At 62.3% G+C, this 15250-nt stretch carries 12 protein-coding genes; 5 read left to right on the top strand and 7 right to left on the bottom strand.

From position 1 onward, the window contains the following. Positions 1-83: 83 nt before the first annotated feature. Both J2Y41_RS18470 and J2Y41_RS18465 read right to left on the bottom strand, forming a co-directional pair. The gene (locus tag J2Y41_RS18470; RefSeq protein WP_309930619.1) at positions 84-3095 is read right to left on the bottom strand and encodes a bifunctional [glutamine synthetase] adenylyltransferase/[glutamine synthetase]-adenylyl-L-tyrosine phosphorylase; all 3012 of its coding nucleotides are present in this window, start codon (positions 3093-3095) and stop codon (positions 84-86) included. A gap of 9 nt (positions 3096-3104) precedes the next feature. Further along, positions 3105-4445, bottom strand: a complete 1341-nt coding sequence (locus J2Y41_RS18465; RefSeq protein ID WP_224089573.1) for a glutamine synthetase family protein — start codon at positions 4443-4445, stop codon at positions 3105-3107. Between the two features lie 188 nt (positions 4446-4633). Between J2Y41_RS18465 and panB the strand changes: the two genes are divergently transcribed. Beyond that, positions 4634-5539: a 3-methyl-2-oxobutanoate hydroxymethyltransferase gene (gene panB, locus J2Y41_RS18460; protein WP_309930613.1), complete on the top strand. Its 906-nt coding sequence runs from the start codon at positions 4634-4636 to the stop codon at positions 5537-5539. Between the two features lie 34 nt (positions 5540-5573). Here panB and J2Y41_RS18455 read toward each other — a convergent pair whose 3' ends face one another. Further along, on the bottom strand, positions 5574-5738 hold the full coding sequence (locus J2Y41_RS18455) for an SPOR domain-containing protein (RefSeq protein WP_216922998.1): 165 nt from the start codon (positions 5736-5738) through the stop codon (positions 5574-5576). Positions 5739-5846: 108 nt separating this feature from the next. Here J2Y41_RS18455 and map point away from each other — a divergent pair, with 108 nt between their 5' ends. From map to J2Y41_RS18440, 3 genes are all read left to right on the top strand, one after another. Then, the gene (map, locus tag J2Y41_RS18450) at positions 5847-6725 is read left to right on the top strand and encodes a type I methionyl aminopeptidase (protein ID WP_216922995.1); all 879 of its coding nucleotides are present in this window, start codon (positions 5847-5849) and stop codon (positions 6723-6725) included. A 72-nt stretch (positions 6726-6797) separates the two neighbouring features. Beyond that, positions 6798-7601: a polyphosphate--glucose phosphotransferase gene (gene ppgK, locus J2Y41_RS18445; RefSeq protein ID WP_275959816.1), complete on the top strand. Its 804-nt coding sequence runs from the start codon at positions 6798-6800 to the stop codon at positions 7599-7601. Positions 7602-7611: 10 nt separating this feature from the next. Then, positions 7612-8376: an SDR family oxidoreductase gene (locus J2Y41_RS18440; RefSeq protein WP_309930610.1), complete on the top strand. Its 765-nt coding sequence runs from the start codon at positions 7612-7614 to the stop codon at positions 8374-8376. Here the strand turns inward: J2Y41_RS18440 and nrdR are convergent. From nrdR to J2Y41_RS18425, 3 genes are all read right to left on the bottom strand, one after another. After that, a complete protein-coding gene (nrdR, locus tag J2Y41_RS18435) occupies positions 8373-8876 on the bottom strand; it encodes a transcriptional regulator NrdR (protein ID WP_224089570.1) in 504 nt (167 codons plus the stop codon). The genes J2Y41_RS18440 and nrdR overlap by 4 nt on opposite strands. 196 nt (positions 8877-9072) lie before the next feature. After that, positions 9073-10446, bottom strand: coding sequence for a histidinol dehydrogenase (gene hisD, locus J2Y41_RS18430; RefSeq protein WP_309930607.1), 1374 nt, complete (start codon positions 10444-10446; stop codon positions 9073-9075). 4 nt (positions 10447-10450) lie between these two features. Further along, positions 10451-10981 carry a hypothetical protein gene (locus J2Y41_RS18425; protein WP_309930605.1) on the bottom strand — a complete coding sequence of 177 codons (531 nt, stop codon included), beginning with the start codon at positions 10979-10981 and terminating at the stop codon, positions 10451-10453. Positions 10982-11096: 115 nt separating this feature from the next. Here J2Y41_RS18425 and J2Y41_RS18420 point away from each other — a divergent pair, with 115 nt between their 5' ends. Then, positions 11097-11597: a flavin reductase family protein gene (locus tag J2Y41_RS18420; protein ID WP_309930603.1), complete on the top strand. Its 501-nt coding sequence runs from the start codon at positions 11097-11099 to the stop codon at positions 11595-11597. A 30-nt stretch (positions 11598-11627) separates the two neighbouring features. On the opposite strand, the gene dnaE is transcribed toward J2Y41_RS18420, so the two are convergent. Further along, on the bottom strand, positions 11628-15185 hold the full coding sequence (gene dnaE, locus J2Y41_RS18415) for a DNA polymerase III subunit alpha (protein WP_224167062.1): 3558 nt from the start codon (positions 15183-15185) through the stop codon (positions 11628-11630). Positions 15186-15250: the final 65 nt, after the last annotated feature.

The following is a 15250-nucleotide window of genomic DNA, read 5'->3' as shown; positions in this document are numbered from 1 at the left end:
CGGTATAAGCCAAACGCTCGCCAACGCAGGACGATCCCGAGGGAAGACGTCCAGCTCCGGGTCATCATCGGGCATTCCAGGCCTCAATTACCGTAGAACTCTTTTTCGAAGACAGCGCGGGCACGCCGGCTCAGGCGCAGGTAGTCCTCCTCGAACTGTCCTGCGGCTCCAGGCGCGTAACCACACCAGCGCGCCACAGCTTCAAGGTCCCTCCGCGACGATGGAAGTACATCCGAGGCCCGGCCTGTCACGATGACGTTTGCCGAGCGGATGCGGCTGGCGAGCTTCCACGCCTCCCGTAGGAGCCCGGCGTCGTCCTTGCCAAGAAGGCCAAGGTTCTCGGCCGCGGCAAGTGCCTCCAACGTAGACGTGGTGCGCAACGCAGGCTGCTTGCCCGCATGCTGCAACTGGATGAGCTGGACAAGCCATTCGACATCGCTCAATCCACCGCGGCCAAGCTTCACGTGGCGGGCCGGATCAGCCCCACGAGGCAGCCGCTCCGATTCCACGCGGGCCTTGATGCGCCGGATTTCCCTGACATCCTGTTCGGAGAGCTCAGCCGGGTAGCGTATGGGATCAATAAGCCGAAGGAAGTCCACTGCCAAATCGTCTGAACCGGCCATGGGACGCGCCCGCAGCAACGCCTGCGCTTCCCATATCAATGACCACCGGCGGTAGTACTCGGCATAGGACTCCAAGGACCTGACCATGGCGCCGTTCTTGCCTTCGGGCCGCAGGTCCGCATCCACCATCAACACCCGCTCGGCCATGATTGCGGGCTTGAGCGGCTGGGTAAGAAGGCTGGAGACTTTGGCGACGATCGCCGTCGCCTGCTCCTGCGCTTCCTCGTCACTGAATCCAGGCCGGGCGCGGTGAACGTACATGACGTCAGCGTCAGAGCCGTAGCCGATTTCGCGGCCACCCTGCCGGCCCATTGCTACCACCAGAACCTCGGTTTTCAGAGGCTCGGACTGGGTAGCTATGGCTTCTGCCACATGCAGGGCTCCGAGCACGGCCGCCCGGTCTGTTTCGGCCAACGCCAGTCCCACTGCGTCCTGGTCAAGCAAACCCGCACTATCGGCAATCGCGGTCCGCAGAATCTCCCGCCGACGGATCAACCGGATGAGGCGCATGGCACTCTCCGGATCCGGATGCCGGGACAATTTGGACTGGATTTCCTGCCATTGTGCCTCAAAGGAGATGGGAGCCAGGTCCTTGTCGCTGCCAAGCCATGCCACGGACTCCGGTGAAACTTCCAGGAGGTCCGAAATGAGCCGGGAATTGGCAAGTACCTGGCAGAGACGTTCGGCTGCCGCCTGGGAATCACGAAGCATCCCCAGATACCAGTGCGTGGTGCCCAACGCTTCGCTGACCCTTCGGAATGCAAGGAGCCCGGCGTCGGGGTCCACGCCTTCGGCGAGCCAGCCAAGAAGAATGGGCAACAGTTGCCGCTGCAGTGCCGCACGACGGCTGACACCGGCAGTCAGCGCCTCAATGTGACGCATTGCGCCCTTGGGATCGAGGTAACCGAGGGCGGCAAGACGGCCCTGGGCTGCTTCCGGGCTCAGTTTGGCGTCTTCGCTGCTGAGTTTAGCGGCGGTATTGAGCAGCGGCCGGTAGAAAATACGCTCGTGCAGTTCCCGAACAGACCGCTTGGTCTTCTGCCAGGTCGCCATCAGCTGGTCAGGATGGGGGCGTTCGAGCGAGAAGGGCCCCAGGACAGCCTTTGCCAACACCCGCTGGGCATCTTCCGCCGTTGGCATGAGGTGCGTCCGGCGCAACTGGAACAATTGAATCCTGTGCTCCAGAAGCCGGAGATAGCGGTACGCGTTATCGAAACCGGCGGCGTCGGCACGTCCGATGTAGCCGCCGGCGGACAATGCCGCGATGGCCGAAGTGGTGTCGCGGCAGCGAAGAGACTCGTCCGATTTGCCGTGAACCAGCTGCAACAACTGCACGGTGAATTCGACGTCGCGCAGTCCGCCGCGGCCAAGTTTGATCTGCCGCTGTTCCTCGGCGGCCGGAATGTAGTCCGTGACCCGGCGCCTCATGGCCTGGACGGACTCGACGAAGCCATCACGGCCGGCGGAAGCCCACACGAGCGGCTCAACGGCCTTTTCATAGCGCTGGCCCAGTTCCCTGTCGCCGGCAATCGTGCGGGCCTTCAGCAACGCCTGGAATTCCCAGCTCTCAGCCCATCGGGCGTAGTAGCTCAGATGCGAAGGGAGGGTCCGCACCAACGGTCCGGATTTTCCTTCAGGGCGGAGGTTCGGGTCCACTTCCCACAAACCCGGCTCGGGTGCGGAGGAGGAAATCGCCCGCGAGATGCCCGATGCCAGGGCGGTCCCGATAGTCGCGGCGCGGGCGTCGTCAAGCTCCTCTGCCTCGATGACGTAAATGACATCGACGTCGGAAATGTAGTTCAGCTCGCGGGCGCCACATTTGCCCATGCCAATGACAGCGAGTCCGACGTCGGCGACCTCCGAGGCGTCGAACTGGGCCGCCGCCTCGGCCCGGGAAACGGCAAGGGCGGCTTCAATGGCCGCACCAGCGAGGTCTGCAAGCTCTGCACCTACGGCGGGCATGAAGTCTTGCGGCGACGCAGCGCAGAGGTCCTTGATGGCAAGCTCCGTGAGGCCGCGGCGGTACGCCGTCCGCAAGGCCGCGTACGCCGGAAGCCCCGTCAACCCGGCCACCGGGCGCTGCGCACCTGGCTCGGCCTTGACCGAACGAAGCAGCAGGGACCTGAGTTGTTCGCTTGCTGCCGGGAGTGGCTCCGGGCTTACCCGGGCGTCGAAAACGTCCAGGTGCTCCGGCCTGCGCATGAGGAACTCACCCAGCGCCTCGGATGCCCCCAACAGCCGGTACAGGGATTCGCTCGTGTCGGGGTCAGCGCCCGCCAACTTCTTGAGGCCGGGGTTCTTCTCAATCAGCCGGACGAGTGACTGCAACGCTGTATCCGGGCTCGCCGCCAAGGAGAGCCCGGCGAACAGGGCATCCTGTTCGATGCCTTCCAGTTCGGGGGCAGCAAGAAAGCGCTCGCCCTTTTCCAGGTCGCTGAATCCGGCTGAGATGAGCCGACGTGCAAGGCTCATTGGCCCTGCCTACAGAATGCCGAGGTTGCGCTGCAGCTCGTACGGCGTGACCTGGAGGCGGTAGTCCTGCCATTCCGCGCGCTTGTTGCGCAGGAAGTGTTCGAAGACCTGCTCACCCAGGATCTGGGCCACCAGCTCCGATTCCTCCATGGCACGGATGGCATCGTGGAGGCTGGCCGGCAGCGGAGCGTGGCCCATGGCTTTGCGCTCCGCGGTGGTCAGCGACCAAACGTCATCTTCGGCAGCTGCCGGAAGTTCGTAGCCTTCCTCGATACCCTTCAAACCGGCTCCCAGAAGGACGGCGTAGGCCAGGTACGGGTTGGTTGCGGAGTCGATGCCGCGGTACTCGATGCGCGCCGACTGGCCCTTGCCGGGCTTGTACAACGGCACGCGCACCAACGCGGAGCGGTTGTTGTGGCCCCAGCTCAGATAGCTCGGTGCCTCACCGCCGCCCCAGAGCCGCTTATAGGAGTTCACGAACTGATTCGTAACCGCGGTGAATTCGGGTGCGTGCTTGAGGATACCGGCAATGAACTGGCGGGCAGTCTTGGACAGCTGGAACTCCGCACCGGCTTCAAAGAATGCGTTGGTGTCCCCCTCGAAGAGCGAGAAGTGTGTGTGCATTCCGGAGCCGGGGTGGTCCGTAAACGGCTTGGGCATGAACGTTGCGTAGGTACCCTGCTGCAGGGCAACTTCCTTGATGACCGTGCGGAAGGTCATGATGTTGTCCGCGGTCTGCAGGGCATCCGCGTAGCGCAGGTCAATCTCGTTCTGGCCTGGACCGCCCTCGTGGTGGCTGAACTCCACCGAGATACCCACGGATTCCAGCATGGTCACGGCGGTACGCCGGAAGTCCTGCGCAACACCACCCGGGACGTGGTCGAAGTAGCCGCCTTCGTCAACAGGGACCGGCGCACCGTTGGGGCCAAGCTCCTTTGACTTGAGCAGGTAGAACTCGATTTCAGGGTGCGTGTAGCAGGTGAAACCCATGTCCGCGGCCTTGGCAAGGGTCCGCTTGAGGACGTTCCGGGGGTCTGCTGCCGAGGGTTCCCCGTCCGGCGTCAGGACGTCGCAGAACATCCTGGACGTTTGTTCGGTCTCACCGCGCCAAGGCAGGATCTGGAAGGTTGAGGGGTCAGGCTGTGCCAGCATGTCGGATTCAAAAACCCGCGCAAGGCCTTCGATCGCTGAACCATCGAATCCCAGGCCCTCTTCGAAGGCACCTTCAACTTCTGCCGGCGCAAGAGCCACCGACTTCAGTGAACCCACGACGTCGGTGAACCACAAGCGTACGAAGCGCACGTCACGCTCTTCGATCGTTCGCAGAACGAACTCTTGCTGGCGGTCCATAGGGCCTCTTTTCCGGTTCGGTGTCCATGCCGCAGTTCCCATCATTGAAGCCACGGCAGCTCAGACTTCACTCTACTAAGCATTCGGTGCGAATGCCGCCGCAGTAGCTGCGCGTAACACAGCGTTTACAAACAGTGACCCTTGACACTCTGCTGGCAGGCGTCGCCGGCACGGCTTAGGCTCTATCCATGGCCCCAAGCAACCTCCCTGAGTCCACCACGCCCGCCGAAGTCCCCGCGCCCTATGGCAACGGTCCCGCGGCTGCAGTCCAGGCACCGTCAACGGGCGCCAAGAAGCAACTGAGCAGGGTGCGCATCCATCACCTTCAGCAGGCCAAGGACAACGGCGAGCACTTCGCTATGCTCACCGCCTACGAGCAATACACCGCTGAGATCTTCGACCAAGCCGGGATCGAAGTCCTCCTGGTGGGTGACTCCGCCTCAAACAACGTCTTCGGCAACGAGACCAGCCTTCCCGTCACTGTGGACGAGCTGCTGCCGCTGTGCCGGGCGGTAAGCCGTTCAGCCAAGCGCTCCCTGGTCCTGGCTGACCTGCCGTTTGGCAGCTACGAGGTTTCAACCGAGCAGGCAGTCGCCACCGGCGTGCGTTTCCTCAAGGAAGGATTGGCCCACGCGGTCAAAATCGAAGGCTCTGCCTACTATGCGGAGACTGTGAAGGCCATGGTCCAGGCAGGTATTCCTGTCATGGCCCACATTGGATTCACTCCCCAAAGTGAACACTCCCTGGGTGGCTACCGGGTCCAAGGCAGGGGCGATGACGCCCAACGGCTGATCGAGGACGCAGTGGCGTTGCAGGACGCAGGCGCCTTCAGCGTCCTCATGGAAATGGTGCCCGCGGATACTGCTGCTGCCGTCGATGCCGCGTTGCGCGTACCGACGGTAGGCATCGGAGCCGGCAAGAGCACCACCGGCCAAGTGCTCGTCTGGCAGGACATGGCCGGACTGCGAGGGGGCAAGATGGCGAAGTTCGTCAAGCAGTATGCAGACCTTCGCACGACGCTCACGGATGCCGCCGCAGCCTTTGGAGAGGACGTCAGGTCCGGAGGATTCCCCGGACCTGAGCATTCCTTCTAAAGTGTTCCGGGCCTTCTAAGATGTCCCGGGCGCCCTAGTCATCGTCCTGGGCGTCCCAGGCATCGTTGCGTTGCTTGACCTTTTCCAGCGCGTGCTCCGCTTCTTCCCGGGTCTTGTAAGGACCAATCAGCTGTGTCCAATCGGACATGGCGTCCTCTTCGATCTCATGCGTCTTGACGTTGTACCAGTACTCCGTCACGTCTCCTCCTCGTCCCGTTTGCCCTCAAACGCGTAACGTTGGCGGAGTCACGTGGGCCCAGCCGCGCTTTGTTACTTGCGTCTCTTGTGTGCCTTATATGATCAATCTATGCCTTCTCTTGCTTCGACCGCACCCATCGGCACGCTCACTCCGGGAATCATCAGCCCCGAACGGCCCGTCCCGGCGTCGATCCCCCGCCCCGAGTACGTCGGCAAGAAGGCACCCAGCAAGTTCACCGGCTCCGAAGTGAAGTCTGCGGAGACCATCGAGAAGATCCGTATCGCCAGCAGGATTGCTGCCCAGGCCATCGTTGAAGTTGGCAAGCACATCCAGCCCGGCGTGACGACGGACCAGTTGGACAAGATTGGGCACGAGTTCCTTGTGGACCACAATGCCTACCCGTCCACGCTGGGCTACCGGGGCTTCCCGAAGTCTCTCTGCTCTTCCCTCAATGAAGTTATCTGCCACGGCATCCCCGATTCCACGGTGGTTCAGGATGGGGACATCCTGAACATTGACATCACCGCATTCATCGGTGGAGTGCATGGAGATACCAATTACACTTTCCTGGTTGGCGACGTGGACGAGGAATCCCGTTTGCTGGTTGAGCGTACGCAGGAGTCGCTCAACCGCGCCATCAAGGCCGTGGCCCCCGGCCGCGAAATCAACGTAATCGGCCGCGCGATCCAGTCCTACGCCAAGCGCTTCGGCTATGGCGTGGTACGGGATTTCACTGGCCACGGTGTTGGTGAGGCGTTCCACACGGGCCTCATCATTCCGCATTACGACGCAGCCCCGGCGTACAACACCGTGATCGAGGCAGGCATGGTCTTCACCATCGAACCCATGCTGACCCTTGGCACGATCGAATGGGATATGTGGTCCGACGACTGGACCGTCGTTACCAGGGACCACAAGCGCACGGCCCAATTCGAGCACACCCTGCTGGTCACCGAGACCGGCGCGGAAATCCTGACCCTTCCCTAGCTTTCCGGAAGGTCCATCGCAGCCCCGGGCGGCTGCGCCATGCCCACCCCTCCTGCCATGATCGGAATTGCATTGTCCAAGAAGGATGAGAAGACCCACAAGAACGCTCCGCTGATCGGAATCGACATCGGCGGCACGGGTATCAAAGGCGGCATCGTCGACCTCAAGAAGGGCAAGCTGATCGGCGAACGCTTCCGGGTTCCCACGCCGCAGCCAGCCACCCCCGAAGCAGTTGCCGAAGTCGTGGCAGAAATCGTCGAAGAACTTTCCAGCCGCCCTGACGCTCCTGCCGCGGATTCCCCTGTGGGTGTCACCTTCCCGGGCATCATCCAGCACGGTGTGGTCAACTCTGCCGCAAATGTGGACAAGTCCTGGCTTGGCACCGACATCGACAAGAAGTTTACTGAGCGACTGGGCCGACCCGTCGAAGTCATCAACGATGCCGACGCCGCCGGTCTCGCAGAGGCCCGCTACGGCGCGGGTGAGGGCGTGGACGGCACCGTCCTGGTCATCACGCTCGGCACCGGAATCGGCTCCGCCTTCATCTTCAACGGTCAGTTGGTTCCCAACGCCGAGCTCGGCCACCTTGAGGTGGACGGATTCGACGCCGAAACCAAGGCATCAGCCGTGGCGCGCGAACGCGATGGCTTGAGCTGGGACGAGTACGGCGTCCTGCTTAACCGCTACCTGCAGCACGTCGAGTTCCTGTTCTCCCCCGAACTTTTCATCATCGGCGGCGGCATCTCCAAGCGTTCGGATGAATACTTCCCGCACCTGCAATTGCGCACCAACATTGTCACCGCCAAATTGAAGAACGACGCCGGCATTGTCGGCGCCGCCCTTGAAGTCGCCTTGCACCACAAGCTGGCAAAGTAACCGGTACCTCGTGATCGACAACGACGCCGTACGTGAAACCGCAATCGTCACCGGCGCCAGCCGGGGCATTGGAGCAGCCGTAGCGCTTGCTGCCGCCCGGAAAGGGTACGGCGTCGTCGTCAACTACTCCTCGGACGCCCCCGGCGCCGATGACGTTGTGGGGAAGATCCTCGCCGAAGGGGGTCAGGCCCTGGCCGTGCAGGCCGACGTCAGCCGTCCCGCCGACGTCGGGCGTTTGTTCGACACAGCCGCCGCATGGGGTCCCGTTACAGCAGTCATCAACAATGCGGCCATCACGGGCAACCTGATTGGAACACTGGCGGAGGTCCCTGCCGCGACCGTGCAGCGCGTCATGGACGTGAACGTCTCCGGCATGATCTTCATGTGCCAGGAAGCTGTCCGCAGACTCTCTACCGACCACGGCGGTCCGGGTGGTTCCATCATCAACATTTCATCGACAGCAACAAAGGCCGGTTCCCCCGGCACCTGGGTTCACTACGCGGCGTCGAAAGGTGCCGTGGACGTTCTGACGGTTGGCCTGGCAGCGGAAGTGGCCAAGCAGGGCATTCGCGTCAATGCCGTCGCTCCCGGCAGCACCAACACCGGACTCCACGCAGCTGCAGGAATGCCCGACCGCGTGGAGAGGCTCAACCCAACCATTCCCATGGGCCGGGGCGCTGAACCTGAAGAGGTGGCCGCGGCTGTGATGTGGTTAATGTCCGGCGAGGCCGGCTACATTACTGGAGCAGTCCTCCCAGTATCCGGCGGCCGCTAGAGCTGGCTTTTCCCGGAGCCTTTGGCTTCCTTGGCGCCGGCTTTCGCGTGGGCCTCGGCCTCATGCCGGAGCAAGGATATGGCGGATTCGAAGTCTTCGAGCGACTCGAATGCCTGATAAACGCTGGCGAACCGCAGGTACGCCACCTCATCCAGTTTCCGCAGTGGACCGAGAATGGCCAGGCCTACTTCGTGGGCGTCGATTTCGGCGGCACCCGAGGAGCGGATGTTCTCCTCGACTTCCTGCGCCAGCATGGCGAGATCGTCTTCGGTGACAGGGCGGCCCTGGCACGCTTTGCGGACGCCGCTGATGACTTTGATGCGGCTGAACGGCTCCCCGACTCCTGAACGCTTGATGACGGACAGGCTGGTGGTTTCCACCGTGGTGAAGCGTCGCCCGCATTCAGGGCATTGCCGGCGGCGCCGGATGGAAGTTCCGTCGTCAGCCATGCGGCTGTCGACGACGCGCGAGTCAGGATTCCGGCAGAACGGACAGTACACGCTGGGCCTCCCTGATCAGCTCCGGCCCACGTCCGACCGGCAGGGTGCCGGAAACGCAAAGGTGCCGGAAGATTCTCTTCCGGCACCAGTTTACGTTCGATGACACCCTAATGACAAGCTTGTAATTACTACATGTAGTGGTGTTGACCCGTACATGTTGTGGTCAGGTCGCCTCGGGCACCTGCGGTCTTCGACGTCAGCTTCGACCGCTGAAGCGGATCCTGACCGCATCCCCATGGCCCGGAAGATCCTCCGCGCCGGCCAAACTCACGATGTGGCCACTGACCTGCTCCAGAGCCGCACGGCTGTAGTTGATGACCTGCACTGCGCGCAGGAAGGTGGTGACGTTCAGCCCCGAGGAGAAGGCAGCCGTACCGCTCGTGGGCAGGACGTGATTGGACCCGGCACAATAGTCGCCGAGGCTCACCGGGCTGTAGTCCCCCACGAAAATGGCGCCCGCGTTGCGGATCCGCGCCGCCATGGCCGGTGCATCCGCCGTCATGATTTCAAGGTGCTCAGCGGCATAGGCGTTGCACACCGCAATCCCCTGTTCCAGGTCATCCACCAGCACTACACCCGATTGTGGACCGGAAAGTGCCTCAAGGACACGTGCGCTGTGCTTCGTGGCCGCTGCCTGCCGTGCCAATTCACCCACGACGGCGTCCACCAGGTCTGCGGAGTCCGTCACCAGGACAGAAGCAGCTTTAGGATCGTGCTCGGCCTGGCTGATGAGATCGGCAGCCACCAGCGCGGGGTGGGCAGTGGAATCGGCCAGGATAGCGATCTCGGTAGTTCCTGCCTCGGAATCGATGCCAACGACTCCCTTCACCAGCCTCTTGGCAGTGGCGACGAAGATATTGCCGGGCCCCGTGACGAGATCCACGGGCTCGATGGGAGGTACTCCCTCCGAACCGGGGATGCCGTAGGCAAACGAAATGACTGCCTGGGCACCGCCAATTGCATAGACCTCATCGATTCCCAGCAGCGCTGCCGCGGCAAGGATGGTGGGGTGCGGGAGTCCGCCGAAGTCCTTTTGAGGCGGCGACGCCAGGGCGATGGATTCGACACCTGCAGCAACGGCGGGAACAACGTTCATGATCACCGAGGAGGCCAGGGGCGCCAGACCACCGGGGACATACAGTCCAACACGCCCCACGGGAATCCAGTTCTGGCTGACAACCGCGCCATCGGCCAAAGCGACGTCAACATTGGCTGGACGCTGCTGGTCGGCGAATTGCCTTGCCCGGCTGATCGACTCTTCCAGCGCGGCACGGACAGTGGGATCAATGTCGGCCAGGGCCTTGGCAAGTGCCTCCGCCGGTACACGCGGGTGGGACTGTTCAACGCCGTCGAAATTCCTTGCAAGTTCCGCCAGAGCGGCAAAACCGCGACTGCGGACGGCTCCCATAATGTCCAGGACCTTCTGCTCCGCGTCCGCCATCGTCTGATGCTTCGCCCTGGGTACCGCAGCGCGCAGCTCAGCCAGCGAGAGGTGGCGGCCGCGGAAATCGATACTGCGGAAATTCAAGGAGGCAGCGGCAGGGGCGGAAGTATCCGAAGAAGTGGTCACCCGGCTATTTTACGGGCTTCCTGGAAAGAACCCCGAACAGCGCAAGTACGAACGTCACGAAGGCGACAGCACCGGGCCACAGGAAGAGGACGGCGTAGGAACGAAGGGTGAAACCGTAGTCCGCGCCCAGGGAAGGGTCCGGAGCCGGGCCCCATAGTTGCGCCGCAAGCAAGCCGACCACCCAGGCAATCGCTGCGCCTGCAGCGCCCCCTGCCAGCGCCAGCGCCAACCGCCGGCCGGCCCCGCTCCCCTGGAGCTTTCCGTCGAGAATGAGGCCCATGACACACCCTGCCACCAGCATCAGCCCGGCAAGGACCAGGTCGCGCGGCAACCACGAATCAGGGCTGGCAGGATTTGCCAGTTCGGGGTTACCCGATACCAGGTTTCCCCCGCCCGGCGCCAGGATCCACCAGAGAACGCCTACGGCTACCCCCGCCGCCGCAGGTAGGACAAGCCACAGGGCGTCCCGCGAACGCCAGGGAGTTGCGGCGTCGGGTTGGGTTTCCGCGGGAACGTGCACAGTGGGCTGAGTCATGGAACTCACATTAACAAAGGTTCACGTGTGCTCATTAAAATGGGGAAGTGGGGCACAGGGAGGAATACCCTGAGAGAAAGACGCCCCCGACCCAAGTTCCAGGAGATTCATCAACGTGGCAAGCGAACTATCCGGCTTCGAAAAGACGTTCAGGGAAATGTTTCGCCGCCATGCCGCCGGGGTGGCCATCATCACAGCAAACCTGAATGGCAAGCCCTTCGGCTTCACCGCCACCTCCGTTGCGTCCCTGTCCGCCGAACCGCCGCGTTTCACCTTCAACATGGCCCGAAGCTCAAGCTCCTGGCCGGCCATCGCCAATGCCAGCTACATTGGCGTGCACATGCTCGGACTGGAGAACCAGGCGCTGGCAGATCGTTTCGCCAAGACGCGGGACCGCTTCGAGGGAGACCACTGGGAGCCAGGTCCGTACGAAGTCCCCATTCTCAAGGACGTCGCAGGTTGGCTGGTGGGAAAGATCCAAATGCGGTTGTCGTTTGAGAACAACGCTGTTGTGGTCGTGGAGGTCGTGGACGGCCAGGTTGGCGACGACGGCGCTCCCCTGCTCTATCACGGTGGCGGCTACAGCCAGCCGAGGCCGCTGGACTACGAAATCTAGCCTCCTCCAGGATTCCGGCCATCCGGTGCGCTAATTGTCCAGGCAGGCCGGACCCAACAGGACTTTCAGGTCGCCAAAGAGCGATGGGCTGGGGTTGACCCGCATGTGCACGGGAAGCCCCATGACCTCAACCTTGGTGTCCCCCATGAGCTTGAGCCGGACCTCTGAGTTGCCCCGATGTGTCCGCAGCACATCCCGAAGGTCAGTAACCACCGCCTCGGTGGCCTTGAACGTCGGAATCGTGATCACCACCGGTCCGTTCACGCTCTCACTGAGGTCCGGCACGGAGAGTTCCATGCAGTTCAGCGTCACGGCGCCATCGTCCCTGCGCTGCAGGCGCCCCTTGACCACCACGATCAGGTCTTCAGCCAGGACGGAGGCGATCGGCCCGTACACCTGGCCGAAGAACATGACCTCCATGGAGCCGCCCAGGTCTTCAATCTCGGCACGGGCGTAGGCGTTGCCACTGGCTTTGGCGATCCTGCGGCTCAACGAGGTGATCATGCCCGCGATGGTGACTATCGCGCCGTCGTGCGGTCCGTCCTCGGCGATGATCGAGGTAATGGACTGCTCCGCATGCTGGCTGAGGACGCCTTCCAAGCCCTGCAAGGGGTGATCCGAAACATAGAGACCGAGCATGTCGCGCTCGAAGGACAGCTTGTCCTTCTTCTCCCATTCGGGAAGGTCCGGAATTTCCGTAGTCAGCGAAGCTTCAGGTTCCTGGTCCTCGAAGCCGGCGAAGAGATCGAACTGGCCGATTGCCTCATTGCGCTTGAGGGTGATGACGGAGTCGATGGCTTCTTCGTGGATCATGGCCAAAGCACGGCGATGGTGTCCAAGCGAGTCGAAGGCACCGGCCTTGATCAAGGATTCGATCGTGCGCTTGTTGCAGACAACGGCAGGCACCTTCATCAGGAAGTCCTTGAACGATGTGTAGCTGCCTTCCGTGGCCCGTGCGGAGACCATGGCTTCCACCACGTTCACGCCGACGTTTCGGATGGCCCCCATGCCGAAGCGGATGTCCGTTCCCACAGGGGTGAAGTTCAACGAGGATTCATTGACGTCCGGAGGAAGAACGGTAATGCCCATCCGGCGGCACTCGTTGAGATAGATCGCAGACTTGTCCTTGTCATCACCGACGGACGTCAGCAGGGCAGCCATGTACTCGGGCGCATAATGTGCCTTCAAGTAGGCAGTCCAGTAAGAAATGACCCCATAAGCGGCCGAGTGCGCTTTATTGAAGGCGTAGTCGGAGAACGGAAGCAGAATGTCCCAGAGCGTCTTGACGGCGGCCATGGAGTAGCCGTTGTCCTGCATACCTTGGGAGAAGCCGGCGAACTGCTTGTCCAGCTCCGACTTCTTCTTCTTGCCCATGGCACGGCGCAGGATGTCGGCTTGGCCCAGCGAGTAGCCGGCAAGCTTCTGCGCCACCGCCATAACCTGTTCCTGGTACACGATCAGGCCGAATGTCCCACCCAGGATTTCCTTGAGCGGTTCTTCCAACTCCGGGTGGATGGGAATTACTTCCTGGATCCCGTTTTTACGCAGGGCGTAGTCGGTGTGGGCGTTGGCGCCCATGGGTCCAGGCCGGTACAGCGCAAGGACAGCGGAGATGTCTTCGAAGTTGTCAGGCTTCATGAGCTTGAGCAGGGACCGCATGGGCCCGCCGTCGAGCTGGAACACGCCCAAGGTGTCACCGCGCGCCAGGAGCTCGTAGGAGGCAGCGTCATCCAGTGCGAGGTTTTCCAGGTCCAGGTCGACACCGCGGTTCATCTTGATGTTTTCCAGGGCGTCGGAAATGATCGTGAGGTTCCGGAGGCCCAGGAAGTCCATCTTGATCAGGCCGAGGCCCTCGGACGTTGGGTAGTCGAACTGGGTAATGACCTGGCCGTCCTGGAAGCGGCGCATGATCGGAATGACATCGATGATTGGGTCCGAGGACATGATGACGCCGGCGGCATGGACACCCCATTGGCGTTTCAGGCCCTCAATGCCCAGCGCAGTCTCAAAGACCTTGGCAGCCTCGGGATCCGTGGCGATCAGCTGGCGGAAATCACCTGCTTCGCTGTAGCGCTTGGACTCCGGGTTCTGGATGTCGGCCAGTGGGATGTCCTTGGCCATGACGGCAGGCGGCAGGGCCTTGGTCAACTGCTCGCCCATGCTGAACGGGTAGCCAAGCACACGGGAAGAGTCCTTGAGCGCCTGCTTGGTCTTGATGGTTCCATACGTGACGATCATCGCCACGCGCTCGTCGCCGTACTTCTTCGTGACGTAGTCGATCACCTCGGAGCGGCGGCGATCATCGAAGTCGACGTCGAAGTCAGGCATCGAGACACGGTCCGGGTTGAGGAAGCGCTCGAAGATCAGGCCGTGCTGGAGCGGATCAAGGTCGGTAATACGCATGGCGTAGGCCACCATGGAGCCTGCACCGGAACCACGCCCCGGACCAACGCGGATCCCGTTGTTCTTGGCCCAGTTGATGAAGTCGGCCACCACGAGGAAGTACCCGGGGAAGCCCATCGAGGTGATGACCCCGAGTTCGTAGTCAGCCTGCTTGCGCACCTTGTCCGGCACGCCCTGCGGATAGCGGTAGGCCAGCCCCTTGTCCACTTCCTTGACCAGCCAGGAGGTTTCGTCCTCGCCCGGCGGGCAAGGAAAGCGCGGCATGTAGTTGGCGTCGGTGTTGAAGGACACCTCGCAACGTTCGGCAATGAGCAGCGTGTTATCGCAGGCATCCGGGTGATCACGGAAAAGCTCACGCATTTCCTGCGGGGATTTCAGGTAGTAGCCGCTGCCGGAGAAGGCAAACCTGGATCCGCCGTTGTCGTACGTGGGCTCAAGAAGCGTGGAACCGGACTGAATGGCCAGCAGTGCCTCGTGCGCCTTCGCATCGTGCTCGTGCGTGTAGTGGAGGTCGTTCGTGGCCACCAGGGGAAGGTTCAGGTCCTTGGCCAGGCGCAGGAGGTCCCCGGTGACGCGGCGTTCAATGTCCAGGCCATGGTCCATCAGCTCGCAGAAATAGTTCTCCGCGCCAAAGATGTCCCTGAACTCTGCCGCGGCCTCCAGCGCCTCGCGGTACTGGCCAAGCCGAAGGCGGGTCTGGACTTCGCCGGACGGGCATCCGGTAGTGGCAATAAGCCCCTCGGAGTACGTATTGAGCAATTCCCGGTCCAGGCGGGGCCACTTGCCAAAGACGGAATCCAATGAAGCAATGGACGAAGCCCGGAACAGGTTCCGCATGCCAACGTTGTTGTAGCTCAGAAGCGTCATGTGGGTGTAGGAACCACCACCGGAGACGTCGTCCTTGCGCTGGCTCTCATCCCCCCACCGGACACGTTCTTTGTCCCCCCGGGCCGTACCAGGGGTTACGTAGGCTTCTACACCGATGATCGGCTTGATGCCCTTGTCGGTGGCCTTGCGCCAAAAATCGAAGGCACCAAAGAGGTAGCCGTGATCAGTGGTGGCCAGGGCGGGCATCCCCAGGCGTTCGGTTTCATCGAACAGCTCACCCAGTCGGGCCGCTCCATCCAGCATGGAGTATTCGGTGTGGGTGTGCAGGTGGACGAACGAATCATTGCTGGAAGTCACCACGACAGTCTACCGTCCCGCCCCCGACAAAATGCGGAGCCCTTGGACCGGGCAGGCCCGGAACG

Source organism: Arthrobacter sp. 1088, from assembly GCF_031455315.1.
GTDB lineage: Bacteria > Actinomycetota > Actinomycetes > Actinomycetales > Micrococcaceae > Arthrobacter.
The sequence above is the reverse complement of the archived record's forward strand: the minus strand, read 5'-3'. Positions and strand labels throughout refer to the sequence as shown.

Bases quoted from the DNA above. Each gene is read 5' to 3' on its own strand.
- map (WP_216922995.1), top strand. From the start codon at position 5,847: ATGCCTTCTCTTGCTTCGACCGCACCCATCGGCACGCTCACTCCGGGA.
- J2Y41_RS18465 (WP_224089573.1), bottom strand. From the start codon at position 4,445: ATGGACCGCCAGCAAGAGTTCGTTCTGCGAACGATCGAAGAGCGTGAC.
- J2Y41_RS18425 (WP_309930605.1), bottom strand. From the start codon at position 10,981: ATGACTCAGCCCACTGTGCACGTTCCCGCGGAAACCCAACCCGACGCC.
- panB (WP_309930613.1), top strand. From the start codon at position 4,634: ATGGCCCCAAGCAACCTCCCTGAGTCCACCACGCCCGCCGAAGTCCCC.
- J2Y41_RS18470 (WP_309930619.1), bottom strand. From the start codon at position 3,095: ATGAGCCTTGCACGTCGGCTCATCTCAGCCGGATTCAGCGACCTGGAA.